The following is a 14,814-nucleotide window of genomic DNA, read 5'->3' on the forward strand; positions in this document are numbered from 1 at the left end:
CGGAACAGTCGTTTCGAGGAGTTCAAGTCCTGCGTGCTGCTCTGATGATTAGATCTCACATCGAGCCGAGGATCAGTAGACGGCCGACCTTCCCAGCATTTGAGAAAGAAATTCACAGATAGACTTCCGGCAATTGATATCCGCCTCTAAGATCCCGAGTGCTCTTGTGAATTGAAATCGGGGATGTGCCATGGACAATCGCGCGGGTGAGATGATGGTCTTTGTGCAGGTCGTGGAGGCCGGCAGCTTCTCGGAAGCCGCGAGACTGCTTCTGATGACGCCCTCCACTGTCTCCAAGCTCGTTGCGCGGCTTGAGAACCGGCTCGGCATCAGGCTCGTCGAACGCTCTACCCGGCGGCTGGTGCTGACCAAGGAGGGCGAGTTCTACTATGAGCGCAGCCAAAAACTCCTTGCCGAACTCGACGAGACGGAACAACAGATCGCGCATGGCGGCGCGGAGCCAGAAGGCATCATCCGCGTCAGCTGTTCGGTGACGTTCGGCGTCGCGGCGCTGGAGCCTATCCTGCCTGCCTTCTGGGACGCCTATCCGGGGATCATTATCGACCTTTCGTTGTCCGACGATACCGTCGACCTCTATCTCGACCGCACCGATGTCGCGATCCGGGTCGGGAAGCTTCCGGACTCCAACCTCATCGCCCGCAAGATCGGCACGACGCAGCGACGCATTGTCGCCTCGCCGGCCTATCTCGAAAAATGGGGAGTCCCGCAAGCGCCCGAAGATCTGCTCAAGCACAATTGCATCGGCTTCAACTTCCGCCGCGCCAACCCCGTCTGGCCGATGCGCGAGGGCGGCCGTATCGTGGAGCGCATGCTGAGCGGCACGCTGCTCGTCAATAACGGCGAGACCATTCGGCGAATGGCCATTGCAGGGGCAGGCATCGGGCGCATCGCCGACTATCACGTCCGCGGCCCGATCGCGCGAGGCGAACTGGTGGAGGTGTTGGCGGACAGCTCTGTCGTCGAATTCGACGATATCCATGCACTCTATCGCGGTACGCAACTGATGCCGGCGCGCGTGCGCGCCTTCCTCGACTTTACCGTCCCGCGCATGCAGGCATTCCTGGCGACTGATCCCACGGTCTAAGCCTCGCCACCCGAAGGTGAACGAGGCTTGTTGCGTCGATCAGGCTACCATCAGCCGTGGATAGGCAAAGGCGCATCGGGATTGACGAGGCCCGCCTGCCGGATCTCGCGCCAGAAATCGGCGGGAACCACCTCGTCGAGAGCTGCCCGATCCTCCGCGATGCGGCCAGGCTTGCTGGCGCCGGGGATGACCGCCGCGACCGCCGGATGCGCGAGCGAGAACTGGAGGCCCGCGGCCTTCATGCTGATACCATAACGATCGGCAATCGCCTTGATCCGTGCCACCCTGTCGAGGATCGCCGGTGTCGCCGGCGCATATTCGAAGTTCGGGCCGCCGACGAGCGCGCCTGAGCTATAGGGACCGCCAACGACAATACCGAGACCACGTTCCGCCACCTGAGGCATGAGGCGCTGAAGGGCACGATCATGATCGAGCAGTGTGTAGCGGCCAGCCAGCAGGAAGCCATCCGGACGAGGACCGTCAAGTGCAAGCAGCAACTCGATCGGCTCGACGCGATTGACGCCGAGACCCCAGGCCTTGATCACCCCTTCGTCGCGCAACCGGTCCAGCGCCTTGAATGCACCCTTGCGCGCGCTTTCGAACACACTGAGCCACTCGTCGCCATAAAAATCCTGGGCCACGTCATGAACCCAGGCGATCTCGATACGGTCTGTCTTCAGCCGCTTCAGGCTGTCCTCGATCGAGCGCAGGGTGGCATCTTCCGAGTAGTCGTTGACGATCTTGTTGGGACGGCCGTATTTGAAGACATCGCCCTTTTCGCCGAGATCGCGCGCGCTGACGTCCTCGATCTCATCGAGGATGACCCGGCCGACCTTGGTGCTGATGACGTATTGATCGCGGGGCTTGTCCGCAAGCGCATCACCCATGCGGATCTCGGCAAGACCGGCCCCGTAGAAGGGCGCATTGTCGTAATAGCGGATGCCGTCCCTCCATGCAGCCTCGACAGTTTCTATCGCCTCCTGTTCCGGAATGTCACGAAACATGTTGCCGAGTGGAGCAGCACCAAAACCGAGCTTGCTCGGCAGAATATCCTTCAGAGTCATTATCTTATCCTTTCGTGCCGGCGATGTGACCAGGGCCGGTCCCTGTTGAAAGAAGAGATAGAATGCAAGAGGCAGCGGCGGTAGCCGGTGAAGGTTCGCAAGATATGAGAAGGAAATTCACAGATGGTCAAGCTGTCATGTAAAAGCACGTAAGCCGGAGCAGGACTGCCCTGATGAGAGCGGGCTGCACCTTCTCCCTTGGCCAATTGCTGTCACAACCGATACTCGCCGATTGCCCCGAACGGCATCGCTTTCAAGGATGCCTGCGGACGGCGCCGACGCTCAAAGTCGATGATATTGCGCTGCCTACGCGCCACTTAATTGTACCGGCACGGTGGAAGCGGCGGACTCCTGGTGCACAGGCGCAAACTCACTCGGGAGGCTGTGCCTAGGATGGCGCGGATCATCGTGCGGGTTCAGGAAATAGCGCCGGGCAACGTCGAGATATCCGTCGTAGACGAGACCGCCATTCATGGAGACGAACAGGTTGCGATCCCGACGATAGAGGCGAGGAATTCGATACCACGGAATTCCTGGTCGCTGGTGATGCAGAACGTGCAGGTTGTTGTAGAGAAAGAGCAGACCGAACAGCGGGCTGTTTTCGACGATCGCCGTCCGCTCATCGTGATGGTCGGCATAGCGATGCTCGGCATATGACCGCAATCGCGTCAGTGCGGCGCCGACGTACACAAAGCCGAAGTAAACCCAGAACGGCATTTTGCAGACGACCATGACCCAGACGAGCAGGGCAGCGACCGCCAATCCATGTTGCAGCCAAATCAGCGCCCTTTTGCGATTGCCGTTGGCGATCATCACCGTTTCCTGCGCCAGAAAACTCGCGATCATGACAAACGGACCAATGAGCAGCCTGCCAAGCAGGGTCATATTCCACGAAGCGACCAGTTTTCCCACGCTTCCCAACCGGTCCCATGCTGCCTGTGTGAAGTAGGACGATTCCGGATCCTCGATCGGGTCGGTCAGATGCTCATCCCTGTGATGAACCAGGTGTGCCTGCCGATAGATCGGATAAGGCAGCCAAAGCGAGAGCGGCGGCCAGCCGATCGCGTCGTTGATTGTTTGATTTCGCGTCGGATGACCATGAATGACTTCATGCTGGAGCGAACCATGCCAAGCGACCAACCATCCTCCGAGAACAACCACAAGAATAAGCGGCAACGATTCCCAGAACCATGTGATGGCGACGAACCCTGAATAGATCACGCCGGTAAGTAAAACTGTCTGCCATTCTACGCGTGCAACGGAAATGTGTCTCGGGTGCTCAACTGCATTGCGGTCAGAAGATGTTAGATCGGCCACCATTTGCTCCGAAGGACGCTGATTCTTCGGAAAGTATACGTTGTGCCACCACTGGGCCGCACCGTACCGGGTTCTCACAACGGCTTAAAAAACAGAAAATCCCCCATATACACAGGTGGAAACGGAAAATATTACTCTATTAAATTGCTGGACAATTGCCCTGAACCGAGCAGCAGCGAGAAGCGTCCGCTGCCACGGCAACGCGCACCGTCAGCCCTCAAGCGATTGCGGGATAGCCATAGGCAGTTGCCTCCCCTTCAAATCCAACCAGCACGTCATAGTCTCTGTCTTCCAAGACCTGGACGCCTTGAAGCGAGAGTATGTCGCATACGGCAGAAAGGTTCCTATCAGATACCGTATCCGCCAGAGCCCGGCGGAGCATGGCCAGCTCGTCGGCAGAGGTAGATGCCGCAGTTATGAAAGGTAGTCCCGGGCCTCTTGCCGTTTCGGCAAGGATTCGCACACCGGCAACGCCGGCCGGATCGAAACGAAGGGTGTTGCCATAGGTTACGCAGTCGATTGCAGCAATGTCGGCCGCGCCACTCGCAACAGCCTCGATGCTTGCTCGATGGCCGCCGGTCTCGATCACCGACGAAAAAAAGCGCCCGCCCTTGGCATAAGGCGCGATAAAATGACGAAAGAGATTGTAGCCGGAATTGCTGCCGGGTTCGTTGATGGCGGCGCGAGCACCTCGAAGATCTTCAACCGTTTCCGCCGTTGAACCGGCCGCCACGATGATGAAACTGCATTTGAGTGGCCCCAAGCATCCGGGCAATCCATAAACGGGTGTGGCAACCAGTTGCACCGTTCCGCGCAGGCGCTGGACATATGGATATCCGCAGGTTTGCCCAAAAAGCAGATTGGTGTCGAGCCAGGCCTGATCGTAGCGGATGTCATGGCTCAGCCGAACTGGAGCATCGAGCCCATAGTCGCGGATCCGATCGCCCAGAGCCTCCCATAACCGTTCTGTCGCCTCGGCGACCGGCGGCGGACTTACATACATGGCAAGACTGGCAAGGCGCATCGGAAACTCCAAGAAGATCAAAAAATCTATGCATTACATGGATTAATCGCAACGCGTTTCATGCCGCGGAAGAGTTTTCTTGTGATCGAAAGATCAACTGAAATATGGTGCGATGCTCTCTTCATCCGCCCGAGGGCTTCGTGAGATTTGGTATGTCGACTCTGATCAAAGCCGAGCATGAGGCGAGACAGCTATGTCTGCCGCATCACGCGCAGATAATTCAGGAGGCGGCTTCGAATGCTCGCTGCCGCCTCCCGCTACTCAAGTAGATTTCCTCAGAACTCCTGCCAGTCGGACCCGCGGCCATTTACGGCCTTGGCGACCCGAGCGGTCAGGCGATGAATCGCAGGCATCTCGGTCTGGCGATCGGACGCGGCAGCGAGCCGCGCAGCGACCTGCCGTAGTTTGAACTGCGATACCAGTCTCGCGAGGTTCTGAGCCTCCGACGACAGCTTATGCGTCGCGGCCGAGGTCTCTTCGACCATTGCAGCATTTTGCTGCGTGACCTGGTCCATCTGGTTCACCGCGGTGTTCACCTCCGCCAGGCCAGTCGACTGCTCCTGCGATGCTGTGGCGATAGACTGGATGCGCTCGTTGATCTCGACGACGTAGTTTTCGATCTCGCCCAGAGCGCTGCCTGTCTGTTCGACAAGCTGCACACCGGAGCCGACGCTTTCCGCCGACTTGTTGATAAGCGTCTTGATGTCTTTCGCCGCGGTCGCGGACCGTTGCGCGAGTTCTCGCACTTCCTGCGCGACGACGGCAAAGCCCTTGCCCGCCTCACCGGCACGCGCTGCCTCGACGCCAGCGTTCAGTGCAAGAAGGTTCGTCTGGAAAGCGATCTCGTCAATGACGTTGATGATCTGCGTGATCTCCTGTGAGGCGTGCTGGATTGCGCCCATAGCCTCGATGGCGCTCGCAACGATGCGTGCGGAATCCCCGGCACGATCTCTCGCGTCAGAGACCATGCGGCTCGCTTCCTTCGCCCGGTCGGTCGAGTTCTTCACCACGGCCGTGATCTCATCGAGGGCGGCGGAAGACTCTTCAAGGGCCGCAGCCTGCTGCTCGGTGCGCTTCGACAGGCTGTCGGAGGATGCCCGCAGTTCGGCGCTGTTACCGCTCAGCGTATCGCTCGCGGAACGAATGTCGGAAATGGTGTCCTGCAGTCGAGAGATCGTGTTGTTCACGTTGCGCTGCAACTGAGCGAAGACGCCCTTGAAATCGCCATGCATGGTCTGCGTGAGATCGCCGTCGGCAAGCAGGCTCACCACCCGGTTCGTTTCACCGACGCCGATCTCGACCGAGGAGACGAGCGCATTGACGTTGCGAGCAAAGGCATCGAGGTTCTCGTCGTCGTAGGTCTTGTCGATACGGCGCGAGAAGTCACCGTCGGCAGCCGAAGAGACGACGGTCGCGAGACCGGCCTGGAGGCTGTCGCTCTTCTGGCGCATTGCGCTTTCCTGAGCATTCATGCGCTGGACCTCGATGCCATTGCGCTTGAACACTTCGACCGCTGCGGCCATATCGCCGATCTCGTCGGGGCGGCCGACATACGGCACTTCGGTGGAGTAGTCCCCGTCCGCGAGCGACTTCATCGTTGCAGTAACGCGACCAATCGGCCGGCTGACCTGGTGCGTCGCGATATAGAAGGCGAGGCCGACACCGCCGAGGATACCAACGAGTGTCGCTACGAGCGTGGCGATCAGGACGTTCTGCTGGAAGGTACGAAGGTCCTCGGTTACCTCCCGAAGGCGGGCCTCGTCCGCGGCGACGATGTCGTCGATTTCCTTCTGGAACGACTTCCGGTTGGCGCGGTTCTCGTCGGTGTTGCCCTGCTTGCTTGCGGCGGCGGGACCTTCGGTAACGGCTAAGCGCGCGGTTTCGGTGCGGAGTGTCGTGAACGCCTGCGCGGCCTGCTCGAGCTGGCCGAACTCCGTCTTCTCCCAATCCGGAACGGCAGGTTTCCAGGCGGCAAGAAGCTCGTTCATCTGAGCGAGCGACTTCGATGCACCATCCGCATAAGTCTGTGACGCCTTGGCGGATTCGGCGGCGTATGCACCCCGGAGGTCCATGACGACTGCCGTCACCAGCCGGTTCAATTTTTCGCCCATCTTGCTTCGCATGGAAATGTTTTCCAGCGCGCCGACGCGGTCGTCGTAGACGTTGATTGTATAGATGCCGATCGAGCCGATCAGCAGAGCGACGAGCGCCATGACGGCCACGATCGCGTAGATCTTGCCACGGATTCTCATATGAACTCCAGATATTTGCAGTTGGCGGATTGCAGCCGTCATGGCCAAGGGAGGGTGATCGTGCGTAACAGCCTAGAGTTTAACGGGATACAAATCTGCACCCGCATTATTTGTCATTCAGATCTGTCAATTAGCGACATCTAGACATGACTTGAGCCAGGATCGCGCGACGTCGCGCAACCGTAGGCAACCTAGTCCCTGCCTCTGTCAGGACCGCACAAGGCGCCACGTGTCGTTAAGCGTAGGCCCGGCAATAGGCTTCGAACTCTCGGGCGGGAGCTGTACGGTGCCGTTCCCTGTGCCGAAGCAACGTGAACCGCCGCGGCGAAAGTTCGACGTCGAGTGCTCGCAACTGCCCGTTCTCGACGAACGGCGTCACGATCGACTCGGAGAGTGCCGTCAAGCAGGTGCCGCTTCGCACCGCCGATAGTACCGCCTCGTTCGAGGGGAGAACGAGAGAAACGTTAAGCGAAGCCGGATCGATTCCCATCTCGCGAAGTGCCTGTTCAAGCACTGAGCGCGTTCCCGACCCCGCTTCCCGCATGATCCAGGATTCTCGCATCAGGTCCTCGGCGCGCACCTCGTGCTGATTGCGAGCACCGGCGACGACCACCAACCGATCGTTCGCGATGGTGGAACTGGAAAGTGCGGGTTCATCCAGCGTCCCCTCTATGAAGCCGAGTTCTGCGTCACCATTGATCACCGCGGCGGCGACTGTCGCGGTGTTCCCGATCGTAAGATTGACGTTCACGCCCGGATAGGCCTGCGAGAACCCGAGAAGGAGTGGCGGCAGCCAGTAGTTGGCGATCGTCTGGCTTGCATGAACATCCAACTGTCCGGTGCTGAGGTTACCCAACTCGGCAAGAACGGCCTCGGTCGTCTTCACGCGGGCAAGCGTTTCCTTTGCTTCGCGCAGAAACACCTTCCCCTTCCTGGTCAGCCGGATGCCGCGGCCAACGCGGTCGAAGAGCACGACGGAATAGAAGTTCTCAAGCGCCTTGATCGAGGCACTAACCGCAGAAGGCGTCAGCCGCAGAGCGACCGCCGCCTGGGTCAGATGCTCGCGTTCGGCAACCGCCACGAAAATGGTCAACTGTTCAAACGTCACGCAACCGTTCTCATTTACAGAATGAAACATCCATTATTATTCGATAGATCAAAACGGAATGGAAGAATAGCCTTCAAATGCCAAGTGCATTGGAGCTTTCATGTCGACCTTCCCGAAATTGCCTGAGATTATTCCCGGCACAATCGCCGCTATCGCGATAACTGCCCTGTCCCAGCTCATGGTCTTCGGAGAAAGAACCCTGACTGGTTTCGAGCTCCTTGACGGGCTCGTGATTGCAATCCTGCTGGGCACCCTCTGGCATACCGTCTTTGGGCTGCGTCCGTTGTTGAAGCCCGGCGTCGCGTTTTCGAGCAAGGTTCTTCTGGAGCTTGCGATCGTCTTCCTCGGTGCTTCCGTGAGCGTCGCGACTGTTGCCGACGCCGGATCGAAGATGATCCTCGTTATTGTTGGCACCGTGCTTTTATCGCTGATGATCAGCTACGGCATATGCAGGGTGCTTGGATTGCATGACCACCTTGCCACGCTGGTGGCTTGCGGAAACTCGATTTGCGGGAACTCGGCCATTGTCGCCGCCGCTCCTGTGATCGGCGCGCGCTCCGACGACGTCGCTGCTTCGATCGCGTTTACGGCCGCGCTCGGGATCGTCGTCGTGCTCGTGCTGCCACCCCTTTTTCCTGCCAGTCACCTCAGCGAATGGCAGTATGGCGTCTTGGCCGGCATGACGGTCTACGCGGTCCCGCAGGTGCTTGCCGCCACGGCGCCAATTGGGGTCGCAAGCGTTCAGATCGGCACGCTCGTGAAACTGATGCGCGTGCTGATGCTGGGCCCGGTCGTCCTGCTGTTGAGACTGAAGAAGGGCAACCAGAGCGTAGCCCGACCGTCGCTGGCACATCTTGTGCCGTGGTTCATTGTCGGTTTCTTCGGGATGATGTTTCTGCGCAGCCTCGACCTGATACCAACCACGATTCTCACCATTACAAAGGCCGGATCGACCTACCTTACAATCGTCTCCATGGCGGCGCTGGGGCTGTCCGTGAACATGCGGACCGTCTTCGCATCCGGCGGCCGTGTCCTTCTTGCCGGCATTCTCTCCATGTTGGCGCTCGCCACCATGAGTGTGGTTGGATTGATGATCCTGCATGCGAACTGAGGGATGCTCACGCAGATAGACGTTCCTGCCGCTGGAGATCCGTTCCGGCATGAAGCAGCTTCCCGTGCCCGGTGTCGCGCCAAAACTCGTTAAGATAAGGCTTTCAACCTTTTCGCCGCGCATGGTCACATGCTTGCTTCCGCCCTAAATCTCAAGGCATGGACACTGACCGAGTAGCCAACTCTTCAGACACGATCAAAACGTCCGCGAAAAAAGCCTCTCAACGGTTGACGCCCGAGATCGTTGACGAAGTTGATCGCCTTCTCGCGGGGCGTACGCGCGACATACGCCTGAGCGCCGATCTCGCCGGACTTTTCCGCGCCAGGTCTTGGTCGTCGACAGCGAAAATCATCAGAGCCTGGATGGCCTGGGTCATCGTTCTCGACGTGCTGACACTGGCCGTCAACGCAGTGCTGCTATCGCCCGGCTCGGTTGTTCCCATGCTCGCGCCAGCTTCGATCCTGCCTCCCGTCGCTCTCGCGGTCGGCGCCGTATTCCTGAAGCCCCGCCCATTGTGGATGCAGGACACCGCTATCCAGTTGGGCATGTTCCTGATCCTGCTGTCGGTCGCTCTCGTTGCGGTCAATGCGGGGGGCGAATATTACGAGCGGCACCTGACGATCATGATCTTTGTCGCGGTAACGGCAATCATCATCTTTCCCATCCCGCTCAAATGGTCGATGTCGATCGCAGTTTTCGCGCTCAGCCTCTATCTGGTCTTCCAATTGCAAAATCCGGACATCAGAACGGGAAGCGCCCTTGCAGGCGCGCTCTTTTTCGCGAGCGGCGTGATTGCGACACTGGTCGCCCGTCGAACTGCAAATATCCTGGCGCACAAGACATTCCTGCTTGAGCTGCGCGATCGCGCACGCCTCGCAGAATTGACGGACGCCAACTCGCGCCTGGAACTCCTTGCCCGAACCGATCCTCTCACGGGCATCGCCAATCGCAGATGGATGATGGAAACCCTCAACCGGGCCTGGAGCGAGGATCTTGAACCGATGAAAGGTGTCGCAATCCTGATGTGCGACGTCGATCACTTCAAGCAGCTCAATGACAGCCTGGGCCATGGCGAAGGGGACCGCTGCCTGGTGAAGGTGGCGGGGATCATACAAAGCAGCCTGCGAGACGAGCGTGATCATGTAGCACGCTATGGTGGGGAGGAGTTCCTCGTGCTTCTTCCGGACGCCGACGGGCAGGACGCATCAACCGTAGCCGAGAGAATCAGAAGCCGGGTCGAAGCCGCATCCCTGCCCAATCCAAGTTCCACCCTCGGACCCTATGTCACCGTCAGCATCGGCCTCGCTGCATACAAACGTGGTGGTGAATCCGTCTCGTCCGAAATGCTCCAGCGCCACGCCGACAAAGCGCTGTACCTCGCGAAGAGAGCCGGCCGCAACCGTGTGGTTATCTATCCCGCCGACGCGCGCGAGGTACAGCGCTGATATCGTTCATTGCCTCCAAAGTTCCGGCATTGAAGGCAGTTTTATTAGGACGAGAATCCGAATGGAGGCATTCCATTTTCGCCGGGCACTTCCTGCGGAAATTCCAACAGACCTCTCGGTGGGTGAATATCCGTCCGTCCTGCTCTACGAGCGGCTGCAAACTGTATTGATTCGATCAACTCGAGATCAAGGACAGGCTTCTGAAGGACGCCCAATGCGCCGGGAACCCCACCTCTGAGAACGCCCGGATCGCTGGTCATGAACAGCACCGTCACATCGGCTTCCGCCAATGTTCGCCCGACGATCGGGCCAGTCGGCCCTCGAGATTGACGTCGACAAGTGCCATGTCCACATGATCGGCGAGCAACAGCGCTTGATACATATTGCTGGCGATGCCAACAGCGTGGTGCCCAAGTTCCTCGACGGTATCTTGAAGATTGAGAGCGACCAAAGGCTGATCTTCTACTATTAATACATTGAAGGACATAGGTTTTCTCCGCTGGTTAAATCTTCTCCGTTGTGCTCCAGTTAGGAGGTAACACTTGGAACCCGGCAGGTGTTCCGCAGAGAAAGTGCCAGATCGGCAATGGTAAGCGCCGCTGCAACTGTAGCGCCGGAGTTCAGAACACCTCTCGATACACGAAAACGACAACGATCATGATCGGGACAGTGACGATGCAGATCACCGACCAAAGCGTGCATCCTGCGCCGACACCAAAGAAAGAGAAGGCATGCAACAGCGCATGCCGCCTTATCAACCAAGGCAGAAGAATGCCAAGAATGATGCCTATCAACCAGCTCATTTCGTCTCCTTTTGCGATCAAGCTCGGCGGAAGCAAAATCATCGCTGACCCGAATTGTTCCCTTGCGAAACAGCGCGAAAGCCCGTGAAAGAACTGGGAGCATGGCAACGAACAACGCCGGCCCTCCCATGCAAGATCGGGCCAGATGGGCAACCAGTGATGCGGCAGACTTCTCGCTCCGATGGATTAATTTCACGAACCGTTCGACGAAGGCTCGCGGAGGGTTGGCTGGCGCTCGCCGCCGTTGTAGGGCTTCGTCGCGACTGATGCCTTGGCCAGGCTAGCGGAAGATGGGACTGAGGAAATGAACGATATATCCCGTCAGACAGAGAAGGCCGTGACGCCATCCGCTCTGTCGGAGTCCGAGAAGAACGTCATTATCGCGGGCGTCCTTCTTTCCATGTTGCTCGCCGCGCTGGACCAGACGATCGTTGCTCCAGCCATGCCGACGATCGGCAAGGCACTCGGGCACGCCGAGTATCTTCCTTGGGTTGTGACAGGCTATCTGCTCACCGCGACCGCCATGGCGCCGCTCTATGGCAAGATCTCGGATGTGCGCGGACGGCGACCGACTATTTTCGCCGCCATAATCATCTTTCTTATTGGATCACTGATCAGCGCACTTGCGCCTAGTATGCTGGTGCTGATCCTCGGCCGCGCTGTCCAGGGGCTTGGCGGCGGTGGCCTGTTCGCTCTTTCACAGACGGTTATCGGCGATCTGGTGCCGCCGCGCGAGCGCGCGAAATATGCTGCCTGGATCTCCGGTACCTGGGCGGTGGCGAGCATTGCCGGACCCCTGCTGGGAGGCACTTTCGCCGAACATTTCCATTGGTCCCTGATTTTCTGGATCAACCTCCCCCTCGGATTGGTGGCACTCGCGATCATCAACAATCCATTGAAGAAGCTTCCGGTCGCCGCACGTACGCACCGGATAGACGCCGCCGGCGCCGCCCTCCTCGTGGCTGCGACCGCCATCTTGCTACTTGCTCTCAACTGGGGCGGCAGCCGCTATTCATGGCTTTCCCCGACGATAGCAGGATTACTGGGCGCTTCCGCTGCCCTCTGGGCAATGTTCGGCTTGCGGCTGCGACGCACGGCTGAGCCGCTGATCTCGCTGGAAGTTCTCGGCAATCCGATCGTGCGGTACGGGACGCTATCCATGTTCACTGCGCAGGCTGCCAACGTCGGCCTCTCGGTTTATCTCCCCGTCTACATGCAATCATTCCACGGCCTATCAGCCGGTGGCTCAGGCGTTGCCATGCTTGGCCTGCTCCTCGGTGCCGTTGTCGGAGCGACGGTCAGCGGCCGCAGCATCCCGCGTGTCGCGCGCTACAAGATGATCGCGATCGCCGGCGCCCTTTTTAGCCTGATCTGCCTCGCCGCGCTGGCTTTCCTGGCCGGTCGCTCGTCGCTACTTGTGCTTGAACTCCTGACCATCGGCGCAGGCTTCGGGACTGGCATGACGTTTCCGGTCGCGACCATCTCGGTTCAGAATGCGGTGGATCAGGCCCATCTTGGCGTCGCCACAGGCGTGCTGACGTTCCTGCGGTCACTCGGCGGAGCCTTGGGCGTCGCAGTTCTTGGCGCGATCGCGCTCGGCAATGGCCTACCCCTTGGCGGCGAAAGCTTGACCGCGTCGAGCGCGACAGCCACATCGGCCGCGCCTTTCGCTTATATTTTCTTCGCATGCGCCGCAGCCATGGCGTTATCACTTCTCGTGCTCCACCTCATGCCGGAAAAGTCCCTGCGGGGTCGCGCCGAGAACGACGTTCCGACCGTGGTGGAATGACCGCACGAAAGCATCTGCCTGCTGAAGGCGGCCGGCTTCGTCGCCGCCGCGATTATCAGGCGGCTGCGACAAGCAGGTCCTCAATAGAGGCAACATGGACAAACGACCGCGCCGCCGTAGCAAGATCGCGATCCAAGGTCACCAGTGCATCCGCCTGAAGCCGTGTTACCGCGATGTACTCGGCACTGTAGGTATCTTGCCAGTCAAGCGTGTTGGCTATCTCCCACGCGTGGCGTTGTAGTACACGATCGCCAAGCAGCCGAATTTGCAGCCCTCGAAGATAGTCGAGCTGAACATCAGCCTCCTTCTTCGCAAGATCGCCACTGCGGACGGCAGAATAGAGTTGCGACAACACCTGCGATCGCAGGAGCGTCGGGGCAACCAAGGCGTGGTCCTTAGGCACCTTTGCCTCGTCCTTCGCCAGCAACAACGCGACATCGTAAGTTATCGCAAACCGCTTCTTCACTGGGCCCTCCTCCTGCAGTCAATTGTCCTGCAACGCCAATGTTGCGTCAGCTAGCGTCGCGCGCAGACAATCCAACCGGCTCTCTTCAGCGATGCGCTATCCGGTGACCTCTAGATCAGCGCTTCCAGCGTACCGGCGGCTGCCAGGAGAATGACCACAGTCCACGGAGGCATTTTCCAGACGATGAGAAGAAGCAGGCCGAGCAGAGCGAGGGCGAAATCTTTGGGCGACAACACCGCGCTGACCCAGACAGGGTTATAGAGCGCCGCGCCTAGCACTCCCACGACCGCGGCGTTGGCACCACTCATCGCTGCCCGGGCAAGCGGAAACCGGTTCAATCCGCCCCAGAACGGCAGCGTTCCAACGAGTAGAAGGAAGCCCGGCAGAAAGATCGCAGAAAGACAGATCACAGCGCCAAGGACGCCGTTCGGAGAAGCCTCCATAGCGGCTCCGAGATAGGCCGCGAAAGTGAAGAGCGGGCCAGGCACGGCCTGCGCGATACCATAGCCGGCGAGGAACGAGCTATTGGAGATCCAGCCCACTTGGACGGTTTCCGCCTCCAGAAGCGGGAGCACCACATGGCCGCCCCCAAACACCAGCGAGCCCGAACGATAAAATGCGTCGAATAAGCTGATAGCGTGGAGATTGGCATAGGAGGCGACGACGGGCAGCACCACCAGCAGCGCAAGGAATACCAGGAGGCAAATCATTCCGACCCGCTTCGATATGTTGAACAAAACCGTTCCGCCCTCCTGCGAGGCGATCTGTCGACAGAGCAGAAGGCCGAGAAATGCCCCGACGACAATCGCCGCCAACTGTCCAAAAACGCCCCCGAAGGTGACGGCAAACACCGCGACTATGGCAATTGCCGCACGCGGCCGGTCTGGGGTGAGCGATTTTGCCATGCCCCATATAGCCTGCGCAACAACCGCGACCGCCACGAGCTTCAAGCCATGAAGCAATCCCTGTCCGACAGGATTGTTGAATGCAGTCGCCGCCATCGCGAACACGACCAGGACAATGGCGGATGGGAGCGTGAACGCCGTCGATGCGGCAAGTGCGCCAAGCGGACCGGCGCGCATCAAGCCGAGCGCGAACCCAACCTGGCTCGATGCGGGCCCTGGCAGAAACTGGCAGAGCGCGACAAGGTCCGCATAGCCTCTCTCGTCCAGCCACTTTCTTCGGATGACCAGTTCATCTCGGAAGTATCCAAGATGCGCGATCGGTCCGCCGAATGACGTCAAGCCAAGCTTGAGGAACGCGCCGAACACTTCTCCAGAGTTTCCTGCAGCGGCCGCCACTCGCTCACTCCTGATGCCATCAGTATCCA

Annotated in this window: 13 protein-coding genes; 4 read left to right on the forward strand and 9 right to left on the reverse strand. The window is 59.3% G+C overall.

Features of this window, described 5'->3' with window-relative positions; translation table 11 throughout:
• Positions 1 to 190 precede the first annotated feature (190 nt).
• Positions 191 to 1,105, forward strand: coding sequence for a LysR family transcriptional regulator (locus tag FZ934_RS23320; protein ID WP_153273224.1), 915 nt, complete (start codon positions 191 to 193; stop codon positions 1,103 to 1,105).
• 50 nt (positions 1,106 to 1,155) lie between these two features.
• Here the strand turns inward: FZ934_RS23320 and FZ934_RS23325 are convergent, their stop codons facing one another.
• From FZ934_RS23325 to FZ934_RS23345, 5 genes are all read right to left on the reverse strand, one after another.
• Entirely contained in the window at positions 1,156 to 2,169 is a 1,014-nt protein-coding gene (locus tag FZ934_RS23325) for an aldo/keto reductase (RefSeq protein ID WP_153273225.1), read from the reverse strand.
• Between the two features lie 306 nt (positions 2,170 to 2,475).
• Positions 2,476 to 3,489, reverse strand: coding sequence for a fatty acid desaturase (locus FZ934_RS23330; RefSeq protein ID WP_153273226.1), 1,014 nt, complete (start codon positions 3,487 to 3,489; stop codon positions 2,476 to 2,478).
• 214 nt (positions 3,490 to 3,703) lie between these two features.
• Positions 3,704 to 4,510: a phosphate/phosphite/phosphonate ABC transporter substrate-binding protein gene (locus FZ934_RS23335; RefSeq protein WP_153273227.1), complete on the reverse strand. Its 807-nt coding sequence runs from the start codon at positions 4,508 to 4,510 to the stop codon at positions 3,704 to 3,706.
• 275 nt (positions 4,511 to 4,785) lie between these two features.
• The gene (locus FZ934_RS23340) at positions 4,786 to 6,762 is read right to left on the reverse strand and encodes a methyl-accepting chemotaxis protein (protein ID WP_153273228.1); all 1,977 of its coding nucleotides are present in this window, start codon (positions 6,760 to 6,762) and stop codon (positions 4,786 to 4,788) included.
• A gap of 235 nt (positions 6,763 to 6,997) precedes the next feature.
• Positions 6,998 to 7,870 carry a LysR substrate-binding domain-containing protein gene (locus FZ934_RS23345; protein WP_153273229.1) on the reverse strand — a complete coding sequence of 291 codons (873 nt, stop codon included), beginning with the start codon at positions 7,868 to 7,870 and terminating at the stop codon, positions 6,998 to 7,000.
• Between the two features lie 100 nt (positions 7,871 to 7,970).
• Here FZ934_RS23345 and FZ934_RS23350 point away from each other — a divergent pair, with 100 nt between their 5' ends.
• The gene (locus FZ934_RS23350) at positions 7,971 to 8,981 is read left to right on the forward strand and encodes a YeiH family protein (protein WP_153273230.1); all 1,011 of its coding nucleotides are present in this window, start codon (positions 7,971 to 7,973) and stop codon (positions 8,979 to 8,981) included.
• Between the two features lie 158 nt (positions 8,982 to 9,139).
• Positions 9,140 to 10,426, forward strand: a complete 1,287-nt coding sequence (locus tag FZ934_RS23355; RefSeq protein WP_153273231.1) for a GGDEF domain-containing protein — start codon at positions 9,140 to 9,142, stop codon at positions 10,424 to 10,426.
• Between the two features lie 271 nt (positions 10,427 to 10,697).
• Here FZ934_RS23355 and FZ934_RS28720 read toward each other — a convergent pair whose 3' ends face one another.
• Both FZ934_RS28720 and FZ934_RS23365 read right to left on the reverse strand, forming a co-directional pair.
• Positions 10,698 to 10,913 (reverse strand): hypothetical protein, encoded by a 216-nt coding sequence (locus tag FZ934_RS28720; RefSeq protein ID WP_432443657.1) that lies wholly within the window; start codon positions 10,911 to 10,913, stop codon positions 10,698 to 10,700.
• Between the two features lie 133 nt (positions 10,914 to 11,046).
• Positions 11,047 to 11,229 (reverse strand): hypothetical protein, encoded by a 183-nt coding sequence (locus FZ934_RS23365; RefSeq protein ID WP_153273232.1) that lies wholly within the window; start codon positions 11,227 to 11,229, stop codon positions 11,047 to 11,049.
• Between the two features lie 304 nt (positions 11,230 to 11,533).
• On the opposite strand from FZ934_RS23365, the gene FZ934_RS23370 reads away from it, so the two are divergent.
• Positions 11,534 to 13,018, forward strand: coding sequence for an MDR family MFS transporter (locus FZ934_RS23370; protein ID WP_153273233.1), 1,485 nt, complete (start codon positions 11,534 to 11,536; stop codon positions 13,016 to 13,018).
• Between the two features lie 55 nt (positions 13,019 to 13,073).
• Here FZ934_RS23370 and FZ934_RS23375 read toward each other — a convergent pair whose 3' ends face one another.
• Positions 13,074 to 13,484 carry a type II toxin-antitoxin system VapC family toxin gene (locus tag FZ934_RS23375; RefSeq protein ID WP_153273234.1) on the reverse strand — a complete coding sequence of 137 codons (411 nt, stop codon included), beginning with the start codon at positions 13,482 to 13,484 and terminating at the stop codon, positions 13,074 to 13,076.
• A 110-nt stretch (positions 13,485 to 13,594) separates the two neighbouring features.
• Positions 13,595 to 14,800 carry a chromate efflux transporter gene (gene chrA, locus FZ934_RS23380; RefSeq protein ID WP_153274008.1) on the reverse strand — a complete coding sequence of 402 codons (1,206 nt, stop codon included), beginning with the start codon at positions 14,798 to 14,800 and terminating at the stop codon, positions 13,595 to 13,597.
• Positions 14,801 to 14,814 lie beyond the last annotated feature (14 nt).

The sequence above is a fragment of the Rhizobium grahamii genome (assembly GCF_009498215.1).
Classification (GTDB): Bacteria; Pseudomonadota; Alphaproteobacteria; order Rhizobiales; family Rhizobiaceae; genus Rhizobium; species Rhizobium grahamii_A.